Raw genomic sequence first — 13,665 nt, 5'->3', positions numbered from 1 at the left:
GGCGGCGCGGGCGGCGGCGTCGGCCAGGGCGTGTCGGAACACGAGGGCGAAGAAGCTGGACACGCCAAGCGCCGCATAGGCGCCCAGGCCCCAGACGGCGGCGGGGACATGGACGAACATGATCCGCACCGTGTCGCCCTGCTGATAATCGGCCGGAACGGTGAAGCCGAGCCAGGCGCCGACGCCCAGCAGCACAGCGGCGAGCCCCCACAGGACGGGCGTCAAAGGGCCTGTGAAGGCCATGAAGCGCTGCGGATTGGACAGGCCGAACATCGGTTCAGCGCTTACGCAACGAATGGGCGGCGGGCAAGCTCACCCTTGCGCGTTGCGAACGGCGGCGGCCCCGGCGAAGGGGGCGACGACGGCGGCGAACAGGACGTAGGCGCAGAGCAACGCCAGCGCCGGACCGACCGGCTGGCCCGATACGGCGCGTTCCAACGCCCCGGCGCCGAAGACGACCGGCGGAATGAACAGGGGCAGGACGACCACGGCGATCAGCAGGCCGCCGCGCTTTGCGCCCAGCGCAAGGGCGGCGCCCAGGGCTCCGGTGAAGGCGAAGGCCGCGCCGCCGATCAGGGCGGTCAGGGCGACGAGCGGCGTCATCGATGCGGGCAGGCCAAGCGCCAGGGTGGCGACGGGGGCGGTCAGGGCCAGGGGCAGACCGACGGCGATCCACTGGGCCAGGGCCTTGATCAGGACGACCTGCTCCAGCGCCAGATGGCCGAGCGCCAGAAGGTCCAGGGCGCCGTCCTCCAGATCGCGCTCGAACAACCGCTCCAGCGACAGGAGGGACGCCAGGGCCAAGGCCAGCCAGGCGACGCCGCCCGCGACGGGGCCGAGGGTGCGCGGATCGCCCCCGGCCGCCAGCGGCAGGATGGCGGTCAGACAGGCGAAGAAGCCGCAGGCCAGGAGAGGCCCGCCGCCCCCGCCCCACGCCAGGTCCAGTTCGCGCTCCAGCAGGACGCGGGTGGCGCCCCGCAGGCCGGGCGGCCGGGGTTCCTGATCGGGCTTCATTTTCCAACTCCGGCGTTGACACCACCCGACGGTGTCACGATAGTATTCCTCGGAGGCTTTGTGAGCGGAAACGCGAGCATTGCCTTTTTCAATTTCAGCCCCTTTGCGCCGGGCGTAGGTCGTTGACGACCTTGAAGCCGAATTGCCTTTCGCCGCTGTCCAGGCGACGCGAAAACCTCAACGACAGAACATCTTCGGCGATCGGCGCCAGTTCGGATCGCGCAGGCGCATTCATTCCGCGCAATCTCACGCCCCAACTGACGACATAGGCGACGATGTCCGCCAGTTGGACCAGGGTCGTCAGATCGCTATGCACGAAAAAGGGTTCGGGAATGATCAGGCGCGCGCGTGTGCGACCATTGGCGGTGCGAACGAAATAGTTCGACACCTGTCCCAAAAGAATGTGGCAGGCGCTTCGGTCGATCTCGTCGAACACGAGATAGCCCATGGGATCGCCTTCAAGGCCGTTGAGGAAATAGAACACGCGCTCGAAAAGATAGGCGTAATCCTTTCGGAGGGCGTCCGCTCGTTCCGGCCGGGGCGCGGCCTGCGGAACGATGGTGGCGAAGACCTGGGCCTTCTGTCCGCGCGCGAGTTCTAGCGCAAAGCGGCAGTAAGCGATCTTGGCCTGGCCCAGGGCGGTAAGACGTTCTCGCGTGGGGGCGGAGCCGTTGGTCAGCGCCTCACGCGCCAGTCGTGTTCGCTGCGCATGAGCAAAGGGCGGCATCTGACCCGCAAGCCGAAACGTCTTGGCGTTGAGGAGTTTTTGAGCCTTGGCTTCGCGGCCGTAGGCTTCGAACAGCCGCATGCCGAAGAAATGGTCCTGAGCGTCCGACAACTGTCGGATCAGGGGCCAAATCCGGCGGTCTTCGACCCCGAGCGCCGCCAGAACCTCGTAGGGTGACGCCTTCTGATCCTGCCCGGATTCGTCGATGAAAAAGGACCAACTCACGCCACCCCTCCCAGGTCCAGGCTGCGCGAGGGCAGGGGCAGGGGGTCGTGGACGGCGGCGACGATCAGGCCGTCGGCGTCCAGATGGCGCCGCATCTGTTCGGCGAAGGCCGTGCGCCAGCGGGCGTCCAGCGGCGCCATCGGTTCGTCCAGCAGCCACAGGGCGCGCGGCGATCCGACCAGGCGGCTCATGGCCAGACGGCGACGCTGGCCGGCGGACAGGCGGCGGACCTCCAGGTCCAGCAGGGGCGACAGGCCGAACGCCTGGGCGGCGTGATCGACGCCGTACTGGGTGTGGCCCAGCCAGTCGCACTGGAATCCCAGTTCCTGGCGCGCCGTGCGCCCGCCTTTCAGCCCGTCCAGATGGCCGAGGAAATGGGTCTCGCGGCCGCGCGCCTGTCGCTCGTCCAGCGGATTGCCGTCGCCGTCATGGAAGGCGACCGTTCCGGCGTCAGGACGCAGAAGGCCGGCGATGGCGCGCAGCAGGCTGGTCTTGCCCGCCCCGTTGGCGCCCGTCAGGGCCAGGACCTCGCCCGCCCGAAGGGTCAGGTCCAGCCCGTGGAACAGCCGCCGCTCGCCGCGCGAGACGGTCAGGCCGGAAAGGGTGAGGGTGTGGATCATCGCAGGTTCTCCCTTCCCGCGCCGGGGAGGGTGGTCGCGCAGCGACCGGGTGGGGGCGGCCCCTCCGGGGCGCGCTCCACGACGCAAGATAGATCGGCGATGCGGCGGGCCGCCCCCACCCGACCTTGCTGCGCTCGGCCGCCCTCCCCGGCGCGGGGAGGGAGAAGTCGGGGCGCGAATCTGCGAACCTTTCTCAATGTCCTTGTCAGGGGTGTGGACACATGGACGGTCGGTTCAGGCGGGGCTATAGGCACGGTCGCCGCAGCAGGCTTTCGCCGCGCGCGCAGGGGCCCTGTGAGCCGCTGCGTCTGTCGCGCGAAGGCGCAACCGGATTGTCGGGCGGCGCTGACCAGAGGAACTCTCCATGCCGTCGATCGACAGCTTCAAGACCCGCCAGGACCTTTCCGTCGGGCGTAAGAAATACGCCTATTACAGCCTTCCCGCCGCCGAGGAAGCCGGTCTGACCGGGATTTCCCGCCTGCCGCGCTCGATGAAGGTGCTGCTGGAGAACCTGCTGCGCAACGAGGACGGCGTCTCCGTCACCGAGGACGACCTGAAGGCCGTCGCCGCCTGGGTCGAGAACAAGGGCTCGGTCGAGCACGAGATCGCCTTCCGCCCGGCCCGCGTCCTGATGCAGGACTTCACCGGCGTTCCCGCCGTGGTCGACCTGGCCGCCATGCGCGACGCCATGAGCGCCCTGGGCGCCGACGCCGCCAAGATCAACCCGCTGGTGCCGGTGGATCTGGTCATCGACCACTCGGTGATGGTCGACAACTTCGGCACGCCCAAGGCCTTCGGCCAGAACGTCGAGCGCGAATATGAGCGCAACATCGAGCGCTACAACTTCCTGCGCTGGGGCTCTTCGGCCTTCAACAACTTCCGCGTCGTGCCCCCCGGCACCGGCATCTGCCACCAGGTGAACCTGGAGAACCTGGCCCAGACCGTCTGGACCATCGACGAAGGCAAGAAGACCGTCGCCTATCCCGACACCGTCGTCGGCACCGACAGCCACACCACCATGATCAACGGCCTGGCCGTCCTGGGCTGGGGCGTCGGCGGCATCGAGGCCGAGGCCGCCATGCTGGGCCAGCCGATCCCGATGCTGATCCCCGAGGTCATCGGCTTCAAGCTGACCGGCCGTCTGCCGGAAGGCGCGACCGCCACCGACCTGGTGCTGACCGTCACCCAGATGCTGCGCAAGAAGGGCGTGGTCGGCAAGTTCGTCGAATTCTTCGGCGACGCCCTGCCGAACATGACCATCGAAGACCAGGCGACCATCGCCAACATGGCCCCGGAATACGGCGCCACCTGCGGCTTCTTCCCCGTCTCGGCCGCCACCATCGGCTATCTGACCGCCACGGGCCGCGACAAGGCGCGCGTCGCCCTGGTCGAAGCCTACGCCAAGGCGCAGGGCCTGTGGATCGACGAGACGAGCGAAGACCCGGTCTTCACCGACGTGCTGGAACTGGACATCTCGACCGTCGTGCCGTCGCTGGCCGGTCCGAAGCGTCCGCAGGACCGCGTAGAGCTGACCACCGCCGCCCCGGCCTTCGAAACCGCCCTGACCGAGGTGTTCAACCGCCCGTCCGACGCCCCGCGCGCCGATGTCGAAGGCGAGAAGTTCTCGGTCGGCGACGGCGACGTGGTCATCGCGGCTATCACCTCGTGCACCAACACCTCCAACCCGTCGGTGCTGATCGCCGCCGGCCTGGTGGCGCGCAAGGCCAATGCTCTGGGCCTGAAGGCCAAGCCCTGGGTCAAGACCTCGCTGGCGCCGGGATCGCAGGTCGTCACCGACTATCTGACCGACGCCGGTCTGCAGAAGGACCTGGACGCCCTGGGCTTCAACCTGGTCGGCTATGGCTGCACCACCTGCATCGGCAACTCGGGCCCGTTGGACCCGGCCATCTCCAAGGCGATCAACGACAACGCCCTGGTCGCCACCAGTGTCCTGTCGGGCAACCGCAACTTCGAAGGCCGCGTGAACCCCGACGTCCAGGCCAACTATCTGGCCTCGCCGCCGCTGGTCGTGGCCTACGCCATCGCCGGTTCGATGCGGATCGACATCACCAAGGACCCGATCGGTCAGGACAAGAAGGGCAATGACGTCTTCCTGAAGGACGTCTGGCCGACCGCGCAGGAAATCTCGGACATCCAGCGCAAGTCCGTCACCCCGGCCATGTTCGCCAAACGCTACAAGGACGTGTTCAAGGGCGACAAGCACTGGCAGGCGATCAAGGTCACCGGCGGCCAGACCTATGAGTGGGACGACAAGTCGACCTATGTCGCCAACCCGCCCTATTTCGACGGCCTGTCGATGGAGCTGACGCCGGTTCAGGACATCGTGGAAGCGCGCGTCCTGGCCATCTTCGGCGACTCGATCACGACCGACCACATCAGCCCGGCCGGTTCGATCAAGAAGACCTCGCCCGCCGGGGTCTATCTGACCAACCACGGCGTCGAGGCGGCCGAGTTCAACAGCTACGGCGCCCGTCGCGGCAACCACGAAGTCATGATGCGCGGCACCTTCGCCAACATCCGCATCAAGAACCGCATCACGCCGGAAATCGAAGGCGGCGTGACCAAGCACTTCCCGTCGGGCGACACCATGTCGATCTATGACGCGGCCATGCGGTATCAGTCGGAAGGCCGTCCTCTGGTCGTCTTCGCCGGCAAGGAATACGGCACCGGCTCGTCGCGCGACTGGGCGGCCAAGGGCACCAATCTGCTGGGCGTCCGCGCCGTCATCGCCGAAAGCTTCGAGCGCATCCACCGTTCGAACCTGGTCGGCATGGGCGTGGTGCCGCTGCAGTTCAAGCAGGACGGCTGGCAGAAGCTGGGCCTGACGGGCGAGGAGATCGTCACCATCCGCGGCCTGACCGACGCCAACGTCGGCAAGCTGAAGCCGCGCCAGGACCTGTGGGTCGAGCTGTTCCGCCCGTCGGACGGCAAGATGGCCCGCTTCCCGGTCCGCTGCCGCATCGATAACCAGACCGAGCTGGACTATCTGCTGGCCGGCGGCGTCATGCCCTACGTCCTGCGGAACCTGGCGCGGGGCCCGGAAACCGAGGCCCCGATCGCGGCCGAATAGTCGAAGCGTCGATCCGGCGCTGAAGCTCGCTCATCGTCACCCGGAGGTCGAAAGACTTCCGGGTGATCGTGTTTCAGGGCGCATGTCCGCGACGCATTGGCAGGACAGTCGGTCCAGCCGGACAGAAAACTCGGCCATGGCGTTGCATATCACCGCCATCTGCACGCACGCCTCGCTCATTGCGAGAGAGGGCTCATCAAACGATCGCGCCAGCCATTCGGCTGCCAAAGACTCGAAATTCTTCCGATCCATGTCTGCCTGATCCGATTGGAACACTGATATCCCATATCATGCACAGGTTGTGCCACATACCCGCTTCCCCTGTCGGTTGTTAATCGAGCGTCAGGGCCTCGGCCAGCAGCCGGGCCTCGGCGGCGCGGCTGGAGCCGGCGCGCCAGGCGACGACGATTTCACGATGGGGCGGGGCGCCGTCGGCCTGGTTTTCGAAGGCGCGAATGGCGACGGATGGATTGTCGGCCAGACCCGCCTGGACCGCCATTCGAGGCAGGAAGGAGACGCCCAGCCCCGAGCCGACCATCTGAACCAAGGTATGCAGGCTGGTGGCGGCGAAGACGTCGTCGCCGCGCGGCGCCTCGATGTCCAGCGCCGCCAGGGCGTGGTCGCGCAGGCAATGGCCGTCTTCCAGCAGGATCAGGTCCTCGGCCCGCAGCGCGCCGGGGCGGATGGGGCCGGGCGCGGCCAGGGCGTGGTCGGCGGGGGCGGCGGCCATGATCTCGTCGTCGCCGATGCGGGCGTGGGCTATGCCCGGCGCGTCATAGGGCAGGGCGATGACGGCGGCGTCGATCTGACCGGCCTTCAACGCCGCGATCAGCCGGGGCGTCAGGTCCTCGCGGATGAACAGCTTCAGGCTGGGGTAGGCGGCCTTCACCGACGGCAGTTTGGCGGGCAGCAGGAAGGGGGCGACCGTCGGGATGACGCCCAGGCGGAAGCGGCCGGACAGCAGGCGGCCGGCGTTCTTGGCCGCCTCGACCAGATCCTCGGTGCGGGCCAGCACGTCCTCGGCCCGACGCACGGCCTCGGCGCCCACGGCGGTCATGATGACCGCGCCGCGCGCCCGCTCGACCACCGGGGCGCCCAGGATGCGCTCCAACTCCTGCACCCCGGCGCTGAGGGCGGGCTGGCTGACGTGGGCGGCCTCTGCGGCGCGCGAAAAACTGCCGTGTTCGGCCAGAAGCGTGAGATACTGAAGCTGTCGCAATGTGGGGAGCATGGGTGCGACATAGGGTCAGCCTATGCAGAAATCAAAGACAATCGATTTGATCTATCTGCTCGCCTGACGCCAAATGTCCTTGTGATCATCAGGGACAAGGCCGCGCCACGTCGCACCGCCGTCCCGTCCACTCGGGAGAGACGACCATGAGCGACGAAGCCAAATGCCCCTTCTCGGGCCGCACGACAGAATCCGTCGCAGGCGGCGGGACGCAGAACCGCGACTGGTGGCCGGGGCAGCTACGCACCGATCTGCTGAACCAGCATTCGTCGCGGTCCAACCCGCTGGGACAGGACTTCAGCTATGCCGAGGCCTTCAAGACCCTGGACTACGAGGCGCTGAAGGCGGACCTGCGCAAGCTGATGACGGATTCGCAGGACTGGTGGCCCGCCGACTTCGGCCACTATGGGCCGCAGTTCATCCGCATGGCCTGGCACAGCGCCGGCACCTATCGCGTCGGCGACGGCAGGGGCGGCGGCGGTCGGGGCCAGCAGCGGTTCGCGCCGCTGAACTCCTGGCCCGACAACGTCAATATCGACAAGTCGCGCCGCCTGCTGTGGCCGATCAAGCAGAAATACGGACAGGCCATCTCCTGGGCCGACCTGTTGATCCTGACCGGCAATGTGGCGCTGGAGACCATGGGATTCCGCACCTTCGGCTTCGCCGGCGGGCGCGAGGATGTGTGGGAACCCGACCAGGACGTCTATTGGGGGCGCGAGACCACCTGGCTGGGCGGCGACCTGCGCTACGCCCACGGCTCGCACGGGGTGGACAAGCCGGCCGACGAGGCGGTGCTGGTCTCGGACGACGACGCGGACGGCCATGAGCATTCGCGCGATCTGGAGAACCCGCTGGCGGCGGTGCAGATGGGGCTGATCTACGTCAACCCGGAAGGGCCGGACGGCAATCCCGACCCGCTGGCGGCGGCGCACGACATCCGCGACACCTTCGCGCGGATGGCCATGGACGACGAGGAAACGGTGGCCCTGATCGCGGGCGGCCATACCTTCGGCAAGACCCACGGCGCCGGGCCGGCCGACCATGTCGGCCCCGAACCGGAGGCGGACGGCCTGGAGGCGCAAGGGCTGGGCTGGACTTCCAGCTTCGGCAGCGGTCACGGCGGCGACGCCATCACCAGCGGGCTGGAAGTCACCTGGACCCAGACGCCGGCCCAGTGGAGCAACTTCTTCTTCGAGAACCTGTTCGGCTTCGAATGGGAGCTGGAGAAGTCCCCGGCCGGGGCGCACCAGTGGGTGGCCAAGGATGCGGGCGAGATCATTCCCGACGCCCACGATCCGTCCCGGAAGAAGCGGCCGACCATGCTGACGACCGATCTGTCGCTGCGGTTCGACCCCGAATACGAAAAGATCTCGCGCCGCTTCCTGCACAATCCGCAGGCCTTCGCCGAAGCCTTCGCGCGCGCCTGGTTCAAGCTGACGCACCGCGACCTGGGGCCGCGCTCGCGCTATCTGGGGCCTGAAATCCCGCGCGAGGAGCTGATCTGGCAGGACCCGATCCCGGCGGTGGATCATCCGCTGATCGATGCGGCGGACGCGGCCGATCTGAAGGCGCGGATCGCCGAGACGGACCTGAGCCCGGCCGAACTGGTCGCCACCGCCTGGGCCTCGGCCTCGACCTTCCGGGGCGGGGACAAGCGCGGCGGGGCGAACGGGGCGCGCATCCGCCTGGCTCCGCAAAAGGACTGGGCCGTCAACCAGCCCGAACGGCTGGATCGGGTGCTGAAGACGCTGGAGCGGGTGCGGTTCGCCTTCAACCAGGACCAGACGGGCGGCAAGGCCGTGTCCCTGGCCGACCTGATCGTACTGGCCGGCAATCTGGGCGTCGAACAGGCGGCCAAGGCGGCGGGGCAGGATGTGGTCGTGCCCTTCAATCCGGGGCGCGCCGACGCCAGCCAGGCGCAGACCGACGTCGAATCCTTCGGCTATCTGGAGCCGGTCGCCGATGGGTTCAGGAACTATCAGAAGGCGCGCTACAGCGTGCCGGCCGAGGCCCTGCTGATCGACCAGGCCCAGCGCCTGACTTTGACGGCGCCGGAGATGACGGTGCTGATCGGCGGCCTGCGCGCCATCAACATCAATACGGGCGGGGCGACGCATGGCGTGCTGACCGACCGGCCGGGGGTGCTGTCCAACGACGTCTTCGTCAATCTGCTGGACATGGACGTGAAGTGGACGGCGACCTCGGACGCCAAGGATGTGTTCGAAGGCCGCGACCGACGCACGGGCGAGGCGAAGTGGACCGGCACGCGGGTCGATCTGGTGTTCGGCTCCAACGCCGTGCTGCGCGCCCTGGCCGAGGTCTATGCCGGAGCGGACGCCCAGGCCAGGTTCACGGCCGACTTCGTGGCGGCCTGGACCAAGGTGATGGAGCTGGATCGGTTCGACCTGCGCGGGTGAGCGTCAGACTCCCCTCGTCATTCCGGGTTCGTCCTGCGGACGCCCCCGGAATGACGGGCCATTGGGAGACTATTTCAGCCTGATCTCGAACAGCTGCGGCCAGCGTTTGCCGGTGACGAACAGGCGTTTGCCGGCGGCGTCCCAGGCGATGCCGTTGGCGACGTCGTCGTTGGGGTCCAGCCCGGCGTCCTTGGGGACCAGGGCGGCGAGGTCGATGAAGGCCCTGACCACGCCGGTCTCGGGATCGATGCGGGCGATGCGGCTGTCCTGCCAGATGTTGGCGAAGACCTCGCCGTCGATCCATTCCAGCTCGTTGATCCGATCCAGCGGCCGGCCGTCGGCGGTGACGGAGACGCGGCCGGTCTCGGCCAGGGTTTCCGGGTCGAGGAAGCGCAGCTGATCGGTGCCGTCGCTCATGATCAGCCGGCGTCCGTCGGTGGTCAGGGCCCAGCCCTCGCCCGGATAGGAGAAGCCGCCCAGCGGCGAGAAGTCGTCCAACTTCCAGATGAAGCCGATGTGGTTGCGCCAGGTCAGGCTGTAGAGCTTGCCGTTCAGCGTGGTCATGCCCTCGCCGAAATAGATGGTCGGCAGGTCGCGCTGACGCTGCACCGCGCCCGTCTCCAGATCCACCTTGCGGATGAAGGACGGATACAGGCCGGTGCTTTCGTAAAGGGCGCCGTCGTGGAAGAAGAGGCCCTCGGTGAAGGCCGTGCGGTCGTGCGGATAGGCGCGCACGACCTCATAGGGCTGGACCGGAACCTCGGCGGCGGCCGGACCGAACAGACCGCCCGCCGCCAGCAGCAGGCCGGCGAGAAGACCGGCGAGGCGGGACGACGGACGGACCATGATCCTCAGCTCTGTTCGGCGGCGGCTTCGGCCTCGGCCTTCTGGGCGCGGGCCTCGGCGGCGTTCGCCTCGCTGCGGGCCAGTTCGGCCTTTTCCTTCTTGGATGCGGATCGGCGACCCAGCATGTTCAACGCCTCCACCCCGGCCGAGAAGGCCATGGCCGCATAGATGTAGCCCTTGGGCACATGATAGCCGAAGCCGTCGGCGATCAAGACCATGCCGATCATCAGAAGGAAGCCCAGCGCCAGCATGACCACGCTGGGGTTCTTGTTGATGAAGTTGGCCAGGGGGTCGGCGGCCAGCAGCATCACGGTCACGGCGACCAGAACCGCGACCACCATGATCGGCAGGTGTTCGGTCATGCCCACGGCGGTCAGGATCGAATCGATCGAGAAGACGATGTCCAGCAGGATGATCTGGAAGATCGCGGCGCCCGCGTTGTTGATCATGACCTCCTTCTTGTCCAGGACGTCGGGCGTGGGGGTCGGGTCCACCGTGTGATGGATTTCCTTGGTCGCCTTCCAGACCAGGAACAGGCCGCCCGCGATCAGGATCAGATCCTTCCACGAGAATTCGTTGCCCATGACGGTGAAGACCGGCTGAACCAGGCCCACCAGCCAGGCGATGATCGACAGCAGGGCCAGACGCATGACCAGGGCCAGGCCGATGCCTATGCGCCGCACCTTGGAGCGCTGATGCTCGGGCAGTTTGTTCGACAGAATGGAGATGAAGATCAGGTTGTCGATCCCGAGCACCACCTCCATCACGATGAGGGTCACCAATGCGGCCCAGGCGGCCGGATCGGAGAGAAGCGGGGTTATGCTGTCGAGCATCGGGGTTCCTGAAGGGGATAAAAGCTTGAGCGGAAAGCGCTAGGGCCGACGCCGGTTCCGATCAAGCGGACGGGTGCGGCGTCATGGTCGCACCCCGGCGGCTGCGCCTGCCGGGCCGCAGGGTGTTCGAAGGCGCTGTCTCCTCCCTGCGGAGCGGGGAGGTGGCTCGAAGCGCAGCGGAGAGACGGAGGGGCTCTTGGCTGCGTCACCGGCGCCTGTGCGGCTTTAAAGAGCCCTCCACCACTTCGTGTTCCCCCTCTCCATTGCATGGGGAGGGGATTTTGATGGGCGCCTGCGGCATCGACGCGCCTTCACGGAATGTTGCGACTGGCGAAACCCCGTGCTATCAGGCGCCCGGCTTGGAGGGGGCGTGTTCGCGGATACGGCCTCTGTCGTGCTTTCCCTAAGCATTTCAAGCTTTTGACCGTTGTGAACCTTCGCATTCGGTCGCGACCCTGACACAACGACCTCGGACCCTAATCAGTGGCTGATGATTTCAGAACGACGGAAGTCGGCGATCGATATGCACAGGCGCTGTTCGACCTGGCGCTGGAAACCGGCCGCCTGGACGCCGTTCGGGCCGATATCGTCTCGCTGAAGACCGCCTGGACCGAGAGCGCCGACCTGCGCCGCCTGGCGACCTCGCCCGTCATTTCGACCGCCGATCAGGCCAAGGGTCTGGTCGCCGTGGCGACCCAGGCGAAGTTCGAGAAGAACACCGTCAACTTCCTGGGCCTGCTGGCCCAGAACGGCCGCGCCAGGGACCTGGGCGCCGTGGTCGCCGGCTTCGAGCGCCTTTACGCCAAACACGCCGGGATCGTCGCCGCCGAGGTGGTGTCGGCCCAGCCGCTGGACGCCAAGCAATTGGCCGCCATCAAGACCGCCCTGAACGCCAGCCTGGGCAAGGCGTCGGAGCTGACCACCCGGGTCGATCCGTCGATCCTGGGCGGCCTGAAGGTCAAGGTGGGGTCGAAGTTGTTCGACGCCTCGCTGAAGACCAAGCTCGACCAGATGAAGTTCGCCCTCAAGCGCGCCTGAGCGCTCTGAGCCCCAAAGACTGCAGCGGGTCCGAACGGCTCGCCCCGAAGAAGACCTAGACAGAGAGATCCCATGGACATCCGCGCCGCTGAAATCTCGGCCATCCTGAAGTCGCAGATCGCCAACTTCGGCGTCGAAGCCGACGTTTCCGACGTCGGCAGCGTGCTGTCGGTCGGCGACGGCATCGCCCGCATCCACGGTCTGGACAATGTCCAGGCCGGCGAAATGGTCGAGTTCACCAAGGCCGGCGTCAAGGGCATGGCCCTGAACCTGGAACGCGACAACGTGGGCGCCGTGATCTTCGGCGCCGACGCCGCCATCGCCGAGGGCGACGACGTGCGCCGCCTGGGCGAGATCGTGGACGTGCCGGTCGGCAAGGGTCTCTTGGGCCGCGTCGTCAACCCGCTGGGCGAGCCGATCGACGGCAAGGGCCCGATCCAGTTCACCGAACGCCGCCGCGTGGACGTCAAGGCGCCGGGCATCATTCCGCGCAAGTCGGTGCACGAGCCGATGCAAACTGGCCTGAAGGCCATCGACACCCTGATCCCGGTCGGTCGCGGCCAGCGCGAGCTGATCATCGGCGACCGTCAGGTCGGCAAGACGGCCGTCGCCGTCGACACCATCCTGAACCAGAAGAACGTCAACAAGACCGACAACGAGAGCGCCAAGCTCTACTGCATCTACGTCGCCGTCGGTCAGAAGCGTTCGACCGTGGCCCAGATCGTCAAGACCCTCGAAGAGTCCGGCGCGCTGGAATACACCATCGTCGTCGCCGCCACGGCGTCCGAGCCGGCCCCGCTGCAGTTCCTGGCCCCGTTCGCCGGCACCGCCATGGGCGAGTTCTTCCGCGACAACGGCATGCACGCCCTGATCGTCTATGACGACCTGTCGAAACAGGCTGTGGCGTATCGCCAGATGTCGCTGCTGCTGCGCCGTCCGCCCGGCCGTGAAGCCTATCCGGGCGACGTCTTCTATCTGCACAGCCGCCTCTTGGAGCGTTCGGCCAAGCTGAACGAGGACTATGGTTCGGGCTCCATGACCGCCCTGCCGATCATCGAGACCCAGGCCAACGACGTGTCGGCCTATATCCCGACCAACGTCATCTCGATCACCGACGGCCAGATCTTCCTGGAATCGGACCTGTTCTATCAGGGCATCCGTCCGGCCGTGAACGTCGGCATCTCGGTGTCGCGCGTGGGTTCGTCGGCCCAGACAAAGGCGATGAAAAAGGTCGCCGGCACCATCAAGGGCGAGCTGGCCCAGTACCGGGAAATGGCCGCCTTCGCCAAGTTCGGCTCGGACCTGGACGCCTCGACCCAGAAGCTGCTGGCGCGCGGCGCCCGCCTGACGGAACTGCTGAAGCAGCCGCAATATTCGCCGCTGGCGATGGAAGAGCAGGTCGTCTCGGTCTACGCCGGCACGCGCGGCTATATCGACGGCATCGCGGTCGGCGACGTGGGTCGTTTCGAGAAGGAGCTGCTGGCGCGCATCCACGCGAACCACGCCTCGCTGCTGGAAGGCATCCGCGCCAAGAAGGACCTGACGCCCGAGCTGGAAGCCGAGCTGAAGGACATCCTGGCCGCCTTCGTGAAGACCTTCGCCTGAGTTCGACCGGATAAGCTG

General features: G+C 67.1%; 10 protein-coding genes and 1 pseudogene. 4 read left to right on the top strand and 7 right to left on the bottom strand.

Annotated elements, in window-relative coordinates:
- The 4 genes and pseudogenes from RTU05_RS08020 to ccmA all read right to left on the bottom strand — a co-directional run.
- Positions 1-273, bottom strand: a pseudogene (locus RTU05_RS08020) (heme transporter HemC); the annotation flags it as partial.
- A gap of 39 nt (positions 274-312) precedes the next feature.
- Positions 313-1,014 carry a heme exporter protein CcmB gene (gene ccmB, locus RTU05_RS08015; protein ID WP_312597240.1) on the bottom strand — a complete coding sequence of 234 codons (702 nt, stop codon included), beginning with the start codon at positions 1,012-1,014 and terminating at the stop codon, positions 313-315.
- Between the two features lie 94 nt (positions 1,015-1,108).
- A complete protein-coding gene (locus RTU05_RS08010; RefSeq protein ID WP_312597238.1) occupies positions 1,109-1,966 on the bottom strand; it encodes a DUF3800 domain-containing protein in 858 nt (285 codons plus the stop codon).
- Positions 1,963-2,586: a heme ABC exporter ATP-binding protein CcmA gene (gene ccmA, locus RTU05_RS08005; RefSeq protein WP_312597236.1), complete on the bottom strand. Its 624-nt coding sequence runs from the start codon at positions 2,584-2,586 to the stop codon at positions 1,963-1,965. Before ccmA ends, RTU05_RS08010 begins: the two co-directional genes overlap by 4 nt.
- A 364-nt stretch (positions 2,587-2,950) precedes the next feature.
- On the opposite strand from ccmA, the gene acnA reads away from it, so the two are divergent.
- Positions 2,951-5,677, top strand: a complete 2,727-nt coding sequence (gene acnA, locus RTU05_RS08000) for an aconitate hydratase AcnA (protein ID WP_312597234.1) — start codon at positions 2,951-2,953, stop codon at positions 5,675-5,677.
- A gap of 331 nt (positions 5,678-6,008) precedes the next feature.
- Here acnA and RTU05_RS07995 read toward each other — a convergent pair whose 3' ends face one another.
- Positions 6,009-6,908, bottom strand: coding sequence for a LysR substrate-binding domain-containing protein (locus RTU05_RS07995; protein WP_312597232.1), 900 nt, complete (start codon positions 6,906-6,908; stop codon positions 6,009-6,011).
- A 146-nt stretch (positions 6,909-7,054) separates the two neighbouring features.
- Here RTU05_RS07995 and katG point away from each other — a divergent pair, with 146 nt between their 5' ends.
- Positions 7,055-9,325: a catalase/peroxidase HPI gene (gene katG, locus RTU05_RS07990; RefSeq protein WP_312597231.1), complete on the top strand. Its 2,271-nt coding sequence runs from the start codon at positions 7,055-7,057 to the stop codon at positions 9,323-9,325.
- 69 nt (positions 9,326-9,394) lie between these two features.
- On the opposite strand, the gene RTU05_RS07985 is transcribed toward katG, so the two are convergent.
- Complete coding sequence (locus RTU05_RS07985; RefSeq protein WP_312597229.1) at positions 9,395-10,171, bottom strand: glutaminyl-peptide cyclotransferase; 777 nt, start codon at positions 10,169-10,171, stop codon at positions 9,395-9,397.
- A 5-nt stretch (positions 10,172-10,176) separates the two neighbouring features.
- Entirely contained in the window at positions 10,177-11,004 is an 828-nt protein-coding gene (locus RTU05_RS07980; protein WP_312597227.1) for a TerC family protein, read from the bottom strand.
- Between the two features lie 483 nt (positions 11,005-11,487).
- Between RTU05_RS07980 and RTU05_RS07975 the strand changes: the two genes are divergently transcribed.
- Both RTU05_RS07975 and atpA read left to right on the top strand, forming a co-directional pair.
- On the top strand, positions 11,488-12,042 hold the full coding sequence (locus RTU05_RS07975; protein ID WP_312597225.1) for a F0F1 ATP synthase subunit delta: 555 nt from the start codon (positions 11,488-11,490) through the stop codon (positions 12,040-12,042).
- A 72-nt stretch (positions 12,043-12,114) separates the two neighbouring features.
- Positions 12,115-13,647, top strand: a complete 1,533-nt coding sequence (gene atpA, locus RTU05_RS07970; protein WP_312572229.1) for a F0F1 ATP synthase subunit alpha — start codon at positions 12,115-12,117, stop codon at positions 13,645-13,647.
- Positions 13,648-13,665 lie beyond the last annotated feature (18 nt).

The organism is Brevundimonas sp. (assembly GCF_032017145.1).
GTDB lineage: Bacteria > Pseudomonadota > Alphaproteobacteria > Caulobacterales > Caulobacteraceae > Brevundimonas.
Note: the sequence above shows the minus strand (reverse complement) of the source record. Positions and strands in the feature narration are given on the sequence as shown.

Coding starts and splice junctions, on each gene's coding strand:
- katG (WP_312597231.1), top strand. CDS start 7,055: ATGAGCGACGAAGCCAAATGCCCCTTCTCGGGCCGCACGACAGAATCC.
- ccmB (WP_312597240.1), bottom strand. CDS start 1,014: ATGAAGCCCGATCAGGAACCCCGGCCGCCCGGCCTGCGGGGCGCCACC.
- ccmA (WP_312597236.1), bottom strand. CDS start 2,586: ATGATCCACACCCTCACCCTTTCCGGCCTGACCGTCTCGCGCGGCGAG.
- atpA (WP_312572229.1), top strand. CDS start 12,115: ATGGACATCCGCGCCGCTGAAATCTCGGCCATCCTGAAGTCGCAGATC.
- RTU05_RS07985 (WP_312597229.1), bottom strand. CDS start 10,171: ATGGTCCGTCCGTCGTCCCGCCTCGCCGGTCTTCTCGCCGGCCTGCTG.
- RTU05_RS07995 (WP_312597232.1), bottom strand. CDS start 6,908: ATGCTCCCCACATTGCGACAGCTTCAGTATCTCACGCTTCTGGCCGAA.
- acnA (WP_312597234.1), top strand. CDS start 2,951: ATGCCGTCGATCGACAGCTTCAAGACCCGCCAGGACCTTTCCGTCGGG.
- RTU05_RS07980 (WP_312597227.1), bottom strand. CDS start 11,004: ATGCTCGACAGCATAACCCCGCTTCTCTCCGATCCGGCCGCCTGGGCC.